This is a genomic window from Ruegeria sp. HKCCE4148, assembly GCF_017872495.1.
In the GTDB taxonomy this organism is placed as follows: Bacteria; Pseudomonadota; Alphaproteobacteria; order Rhodobacterales; family Rhodobacteraceae; genus Ruegeria.
Genome location: NZ_JAEDOS010000013.1, coordinates 66,516 through 73,689 on the forward strand (window position 1 = coordinate 66,516; position 7,174 = coordinate 73,689).

5 protein-coding genes and 1 pseudogene are annotated in these 7,174 nt (G+C 50.6%); 1 reads left to right on the forward strand and 5 read right to left on the reverse strand.

Translation table 11 applies throughout. The annotated features are described in order from the left end of the window. Positions 1–9: 9 nt before the first annotated feature. Both I9187_RS20455 and I9187_RS20460 read right to left on the reverse strand, forming a co-directional pair. Positions 10–774 (reverse strand): hypothetical protein, encoded by a 765-nt coding sequence (locus I9187_RS20455; RefSeq protein ID WP_171126987.1) that lies wholly within the window; start codon positions 772–774, stop codon positions 10–12. Further along, positions 771–1,649, reverse strand: coding sequence for a hypothetical protein (locus I9187_RS20460; protein WP_171126988.1), 879 nt, complete (start codon positions 1,647–1,649; stop codon positions 771–773). Before I9187_RS20460 ends, I9187_RS20455 begins: the two co-directional genes overlap by 4 nt. A 641-nt stretch (positions 1,650–2,290) precedes the next feature. Here I9187_RS20460 and I9187_RS20465 point away from each other — a divergent pair. Continuing rightward, positions 2,291–3,673 carry a phospholipase D family protein gene (locus I9187_RS20465; RefSeq protein ID WP_171239111.1) on the forward strand — a complete coding sequence of 461 codons (1,383 nt, stop codon included), beginning with the start codon at positions 2,291–2,293 and terminating at the stop codon, positions 3,671–3,673. A gap of 25 nt (positions 3,674–3,698) precedes the next feature. Here I9187_RS20465 and I9187_RS20470 read toward each other — a convergent pair whose 3' ends face one another. From I9187_RS20470 to I9187_RS20480, 3 genes and pseudogenes are all read right to left on the reverse strand, one after another. After that, positions 3,699–4,646 (reverse strand): cation transporter, encoded by a 948-nt coding sequence (locus I9187_RS20470; RefSeq protein WP_209940314.1) that lies wholly within the window; start codon positions 4,644–4,646, stop codon positions 3,699–3,701. Between the two features lie 84 nt (positions 4,647–4,730). Then, positions 4,731–6,278 carry a hypothetical protein gene (locus I9187_RS20475; RefSeq protein ID WP_171239113.1) on the reverse strand — a complete coding sequence of 516 codons (1,548 nt, stop codon included), beginning with the start codon at positions 6,276–6,278 and terminating at the stop codon, positions 4,731–4,733. Between the two features lie 377 nt (positions 6,279–6,655). Continuing rightward, positions 6,656–7,174: pseudogene (locus I9187_RS20480) on the reverse strand (hypothetical protein); the annotation flags it as partial.

Consider the following 7,174-nt stretch of genomic DNA (forward strand, 5'->3'; position numbering starts at 1 on the left):
CGATATGAGTTACGGAGGGCCTGGAATAACGCCTTCCTCTTGTAGCACGTGCAGTATTCCTATGATTGTAGCAGTGCTGGTATCAATGGATCCCTTAAGATAGGCTCCTAAACCGCCATCTCCTATTTCACGTGGACCGCCGGATTCATACACCGGATCCAAAGGCTCGAACTCCTCGGGAAAAGCCGGGCAAAAAGGTCGTTCGCTTAAAAAGCGCCCGGCGACTTCCAACAAAATAGCTCGCAGTGCCTCGACATCTTCGACGAACCCCTCAATATCCCGCAATTGCTCAAGGGGTTGAACAACTGCGTCTACAAGCTCGTATGTGACACACTTGTCGCTAAACCGAGCTGTAGCTGAAGCCGAGAAACCAAAAATCCACCTATCTGTCGGATCGCCACGCGCAAAGACGTTCTCCCTTGTTTTGGTGCATTCAAAGAACTGAGTATCAAGTTTCCCACTGAGAGAGACAATTTCGCCTTGTGCCTCAACCACAAACTCACTGAGGTCGGTTCGGCTGCCGCAAGAGTCCAGGATCGGCTCTTCAGCTAGCAGGTCAGGCAATCGGGTCTGCAGATCGCTAAAGTCAAGCACGGCTTCGACACCAACACGAGTTGGTGAAACCGCCGTCATAATCAGGTTGAGACCGTAATCAATCTCTGTTGCGCCGACGACCAGAGTGTCCTCTATGTCAAATTCTGCTTGCTGTGCGGCGGAATGGGAAACAAGGCCGATGCTGCCAAAGAGAAACACCGCAAAATGTGTGTACCTCATTGCTGTCCCTCAATAATATCGCTCAGCTCCATTACGCTGAGCAGGTTGACAAGTGTGGTTGCGTCCGTGTCGATCGACCCCTGAATTTCAGCACCAATGCCACCCTCACCAATTTCAAGCGCTCGGACGAGTGTGGCTTTCGGTGACACCGGCTTCAGTTCCTTGGGAACCGTCAGGCAAATTGGGTTGGCATCAAAATAGTTCTCGGCTTGTTCGAGAATTTCTGTACGTGCCTCTTCAATTACTCCAAACATTTTTGCGATAAAGCCTGTAAATCCCCTAGGATCCAATTCAAGCTCAACGACAGAAAAGCGTACACATTGTGCTTCGACGAAAGCCTCGACCTTGGCTTTGGTGTCGATTTCTTGCGTCAGCCAAAGACCTCCACGTTCTTCGCCCGAAGCATTCTGGCTACAGGAAAAAAATCGAACAAACATCGATCCGCGCAATTCGACGTGATCTTCGATCGCCTCCGTCTCATGGATCTTAACCGACACTTCTCGCGAGCAACTATCGTCATAGACCCCTGATGCCAGTTCCGGGAACCGTGCCTGAATTGCCCTCAGGTCAGCCATGGCAGTCACACGTAGGCGGGTTTCGGTCGCAGGGCTCAACCCTATGAAAAATGCAACATTAAACACCTCATTGCCGACAGGGACTTCACTGGGCAGTAGAAATTCGATGTCGCCTTTGTATTTCGACGGGTCAATTCCCTCCCCATTCTTTACGGCGGCCAACAATCTCTGAGGATTCAGTTCGCCTGACGGTTTAGGTCTTTCACGTTCACAAGCTCCAAGTATGGTGAATAGAACAAAGACTAAAATCATGACTGGTGCTGCCCGTTTCACTTTGTCGAATATGACCAAGTTAGACAAACGTCGTAATCCTGTCCTGAAGGTGAAAACCATTCTACATGAAATAGTTGAGACCAATTGGCTAGTCGAGAAAAATCGGCGATCCGCCTGACCTTGAGTTTGCTTCAACAAAGTAACTGCCCTCAAATCAAAACAATTCCCAAAACCCGAATCCACACGTGAAAAGATGATCTGTTGGTTCAGGTACTACCGTGTTGCGGAGGCATCTGTGTCCACCGTCCACATTTTCTCACATTCTGCCGTAACCCAAACCACAACCGAAACCGCAACAATTGACATGGTGATGTCCTAGCCTATCCTCGCGACCCGACCCAATTCAAAGGGTCAAACTGGTGGGTGCTGAACATTAATTTGGGGTGCTGTTTGATGATCGCGGAAAACACCTTGAGTTTGCGACCAGACTTGCATTCCTCCAACCATTCGGGCCTGATTTCTCCGGGTCAAAAAAGTTGGTTAAGCACCGTCAAGTTCATGCCGCAGCTGCTACTGCCTAGCAGGTATTACGTATGAGGGTTACACTAAAACTTCTCCTTGGATGTTGTCTGCTGCTAATTTTTGGCAGCTGTACCTATGTTCCGTTCGATACACCGAAGTTGAGTTCCCGTGCCATCCCAGCAGACGGAACCCGCGCTCAGCAAATCGTGTCTGATCTGACTGGTCCCGACAGACAGTCGATGGCAATGGCACCTTTGTTCGATGGCAATAATGCGCTCGGAGCGCGATTGCGAATGATCGAAACGGCGGAAAGCTCAATTGACTTGCAAACTTTTCTGATCAAGCCCGATTTGGCCGGTTCGCTGATGTGGCTTGCCCTGTATTCCGCGGCAGAACGTGGAGTGAAAATCAGGCTGCTGTTCGACGATGTTTTCACGACAGCACGTGATGATCAGATCGCATCCTTGAACGCACATCCAAATGTGGAAATTCGCGTTTTCAATCCACTGTCCCGGAACAGTACCGCGGCTGTTAATTTCCTGTTGGATTTCGCCCGAGTAAACCGCCGAATGCACAACAAGGTGACGATCACGGACGGCAGTTTTGCGATCATCGGCGGCAGAAACATTGCAGACGAATATTTCAGCATAGGAACGCGATACGACTTTGCGGATTTCGATCTCTTTGTCGCTGGCTATCCTGTTCAAAAATTGTCCGAGACTTTTGACACATATTGGAACGACGCCTGGTCCTTGCCATTTGCCATCGTACACGATGGTGACGTTGCGCCTCTGAGCGAAGCATATGAACAGTTTCAAGCACGCGCTCTGGACCAAGAAGTTTCTATTTATGAACGGGCTCTGGGTTCTGAGTATATTAGAAAGCTCGAGAATGGTCAGGTGCCTGTCCACTTTGGTCGCGCGCGTATCGTGGCCGATGATCCTAAGAAACTTCGCACGCCTTCTGGCATCGGGCCTTTTGCGGTAGGGGATGCCTTTTATAACAGCCTGGGACGTGCGAAAAGTAGTATCACGGTAGTGACCCCTTACTTTATACCCGAGGAGTACGGCACGGAGTATCTGGAGAAACTGGTCAGAAACGGCATTGATGTTACGATAGTGACAAATTCTCTTGCCTCAACCAATCATCCCTACACCCATGGCCATTATGCAAGGTATCGTAAACGCCTGTTATTGGCCGGAGTAAACTTCTTTGAGGTTCGTGCCAGTACTTCGCGTTCGAAAGAGGGTGTGGAGATACCGTTGACCCTTCATACAAAAATTGCTTTGATAGATAGGGCTTATGTTTTCGTGGGATCTGCAAATGTTGATCCAAGGTCCGTTCGGCAGAACTCGGAAATCGGAATGTTGATCCGCAGCCCTGGCCTTGCCGAAGAAATCCAGAAACAGCTGGATGCGGCTCTACCGGTCTACACCTACAAGGTGTCGATAAGTGAAGCCGGAAAACTACAGTGGGAAGAAACTGCGTCAAAGAGCAACAAGCTATTGCCCCAAGAACCATCAGCAGGGATCTGGCGCAAATTGATTGCGAAAGTTTCCGGCTGGCTTCCGATTGAAAGCCAGCTTTGATGCCGGTTTTCAGTAAACTTCCAGCTCAAGCAGGTTCCAAAACCCTTCCCTGCTGAGACACGACCACGATAACATCCAGCGATTCGAAAATAGCCGAAAGTTCCGTTTGGAGTTGCAACGTAAGCTGGTCAATCCGCGCGGCCAGGCAAGGAAGCTGCGGATCATAGTAAACCATAATAGTATAACCACGCCCCAGCTTCGATACGGACAGATCAATTAGTGTGCCCCCGTCTGAGCGCAATGTGTCACGCACGGCCCTGCGTGCCGCAGCAATGTGCTGAGGTGCCGCAGTTGCCCCTGCCAATTCATGCACGCCTGACATAAAGTCCCTGAAATATTGCACGATGACGGTCGCACATAGAACAAGCACTATGATTGAGTCCCCGACAGGCACAATTGGTGCCAGAAAACCATCTTTGAAGAAATGAATGCCCAAAAGTCCAACTGCAGCAGCAAAGGTGATGATGCCGTCAAATGCGGCCGCTTTCTTTTCCAGCCGCAGAACGTCACTTTGCTTTCCGGTCTTCAGCCACGAACGGGTGTGAAACCCCCAAAGCAGCAGGCAGGTGAGACCGACAACAACAAAGTACCCAACCATCGGAGCAAACACCAACTCCGTTTGGGCTTCTCCGTTCAGGTATCCCGCAATGCTCAGGGCGGCGTTGGAAATCGCGAAGACCACCAATCCTAACAAAGACAGCGATCTGAAGGTGGTAAACAGCGCTTCATCGCCAGCATAACCATAGGGGCGAAATTTGTCCGGTTTCTTTTGCGCATTACGTGCCACCCGTTTTCCAAACACAGCAGAAGTAAAGCCGATAAGTGAAAACAGCCCGTCCACCAGAATAGCCTGAGAATGGGAATAATACGCGGCAACAATCCCAGCCGCAGCCATGAACAAATTTCCCACCATTCCCACATTCATGGCGCGAATTTCGAGCTCGTGCCGACCTTCAACCATCGAAGAATTCATAATCTGTTCCTAAGTTCCCAAGCTCTGGATATCGTACGACGCCCGCACGTTAATGGTCCGGCCATAGTACCAATTCCGCTAGTATCACATCTCATCCGAAGCCAAGTGCTTTGTGCCTCTCCGTATTAAATCCACAACGCCGGCTGCATAAGGGAGATCGCTAAGATATTCGTCGAGCGTAAATTGATCGGATGGAAAGTTCGACAGCGCATCGTCTGCCAACTCAGCCTCGCCTGCCAGTCCGTGAATAGCAGCAATCAACAGCCAATCACCTGCATGTTCACGGGCATCAATCAGGCGCACTTTTTCTGAGGCCGATACGTAATCTCCTTTTTCGACATCTTCGAGACACAGGATGATATTCGTCCAGATTGGCAACAGTGGATTAATGTCCAAAGCCTGCCGTACCATTTGGCCGCCCAACTTTATGTCGCTCACAAGCGCCAACCATGCTCCTGCTAATGCGATCAACAAGGCACCGTTGGGATTGGCCTGTATCGCGGCGCCGATCAAGCGCTCAAACCGTGGACTGTCCCCAGCCATCTGCGCGTAAATAGCCGCAGCAAACAGGGCTTCCTGACATTGTGGTTCAAGCGCAACAGCCTTTTCTGCATGGGCCTTCCCTTGTTCCAATACCGCACTCAGGCGTTTTTGGCCGAGCGCAACTTCCTCCACATACCCCAGCGCAACCAAGGCATGGGCCAAACCTCCGGAGTCATTGTTTTCGGTAGCATTCCGAGCAAGATTCATCATTTGCTGTAAGCTGCCTGATCTGGATGTACGCAGGTGAGCATGGAAAGCCAATAAAGCCTGATATGCACTTTGCCCGGATGTTGCGCGACTTGTGAAACGCTCTGGTGCATCCGTGGCGACAACTCCGTAAGCGTCGGCTATTTTCACCGCGCATTTTTTTGCTACTTGTTCCTGAAAATCAAAACAGTCCATGTTGTCCGGATCAAAATCGCGCCGATCAGACCACAAAATTGATCCATCACTAGCTCTTTTAAGTTGCATAATCAGACGCAGGCTGGATTGGGCGTCCCTCACTGTTCCATCCAGAACATAGTCACAATGCGGTATGAAGTGCGCCGAAGTATCGTCCGAAGGCGCGTCATCATACCCCGTCAGAACGCGGATATGGGCAAATCGTGCAAGCTCAAGCCCCAGTTCCTCGGGAAAACCATCGCGAAAAAACCGGGCACGTATCGTATCTGATCCGGAAAAGGCACAGATGCCCAAAATTGGCCATCCAGCACCGTCTACCAGCGATTTCCCTTGCGTTTTTTCCTTAGCAAAATTTTTTTCAAACTGCGGGCGATATTGCCCCTTGGGGATAGCTATAGACACCAGGTCATTGGCCCCCGAGGTCAGGTAATAATAGTCCAGCGCTTTGCGTAATTTGACAGCCTCGATACGGACAATCGGATCCACATTGGGATCAAAGTCAGCACCTCGTCCAAAAACATCCATAGCCAGGGCGGTTCCCCTTAATTCATCGCCGCGCCCTTCAAGCTCACGGTGAACAAGGTGCTCAAGAAACGATTTTGTCCTCGCGCTGCCATCAAAGTCTTCGGATGTTACAATGCGTTCCAGCTGTTTCAGGATATCCGCTTTGTCAAATTTTTCTGGCACGGCAATTCTCCTGCATCGTCACGTCATCAAGTTTGCCAATGTAAATTACTGTATAGCAACATGTTACTTCCTCCCACCAATCCCATCACATTCCTAACTGAAAGCCATCTTGGAATACGGGTAATACCGAAGGAGGCTTTTGATGACGTACAGATGGACAATTTCGGTGATTGTCACCCTTGCGGTGTTGGTAACGGCTGTTTCAAGCGCGCATTCCACAGACATGTGGCAAGACAAACCGGTTCAGACTCATTACGGGAGGCCGGTCCAAACCGAGCGTACCAATCTCTCCCGAACCGCGGGCGGCACTACTTCAAGGAAATCCGAACTTCATCCAACGGAAGCTCAGAAGTCCTCCGAATGTCAGGTCCCTGATCTCAGAATTTTATGGCTACACCGACTGAGTAACCTTCAATATTGTCGCCTTTCGCAATACGAGCCATAAGGCGCAGCTCTTCGACCCAGGCAGAGTCGTTTTTGGACAGGTCCAGCTCAATCCCGGCGCCCAACTGGGCAAGCCACTCACTGTCCAAAACGATTCCCTGATCACCCGGGATATAAGAGGCCGATACTTCACCAACCCAACGCGTGGGCTGGGAGAACACCCGAACACCCGTTGGCACTCTGACCCGGGACCAGGCTACGGTTGATATCGCTTCGGCCTGACCAACAAGATCGGTGTCCAGCGGTTCCAGAATGATGTGCGTATGCCTAAATCGCAGATCGAGTTCATAGTCATTCGCCCAACGACGATTAAATTCAGCAACCAACGATCCTCCGTATCCCAGCGCGGTAATGCCCCCGTCACTAAGAAAATCCAAATCGGCATCCAGGATGCTGCTAGGCTCAGGACCCATTGATTTCCGTTTGGTTGCGTGATTCACGGGCCGAAAAAC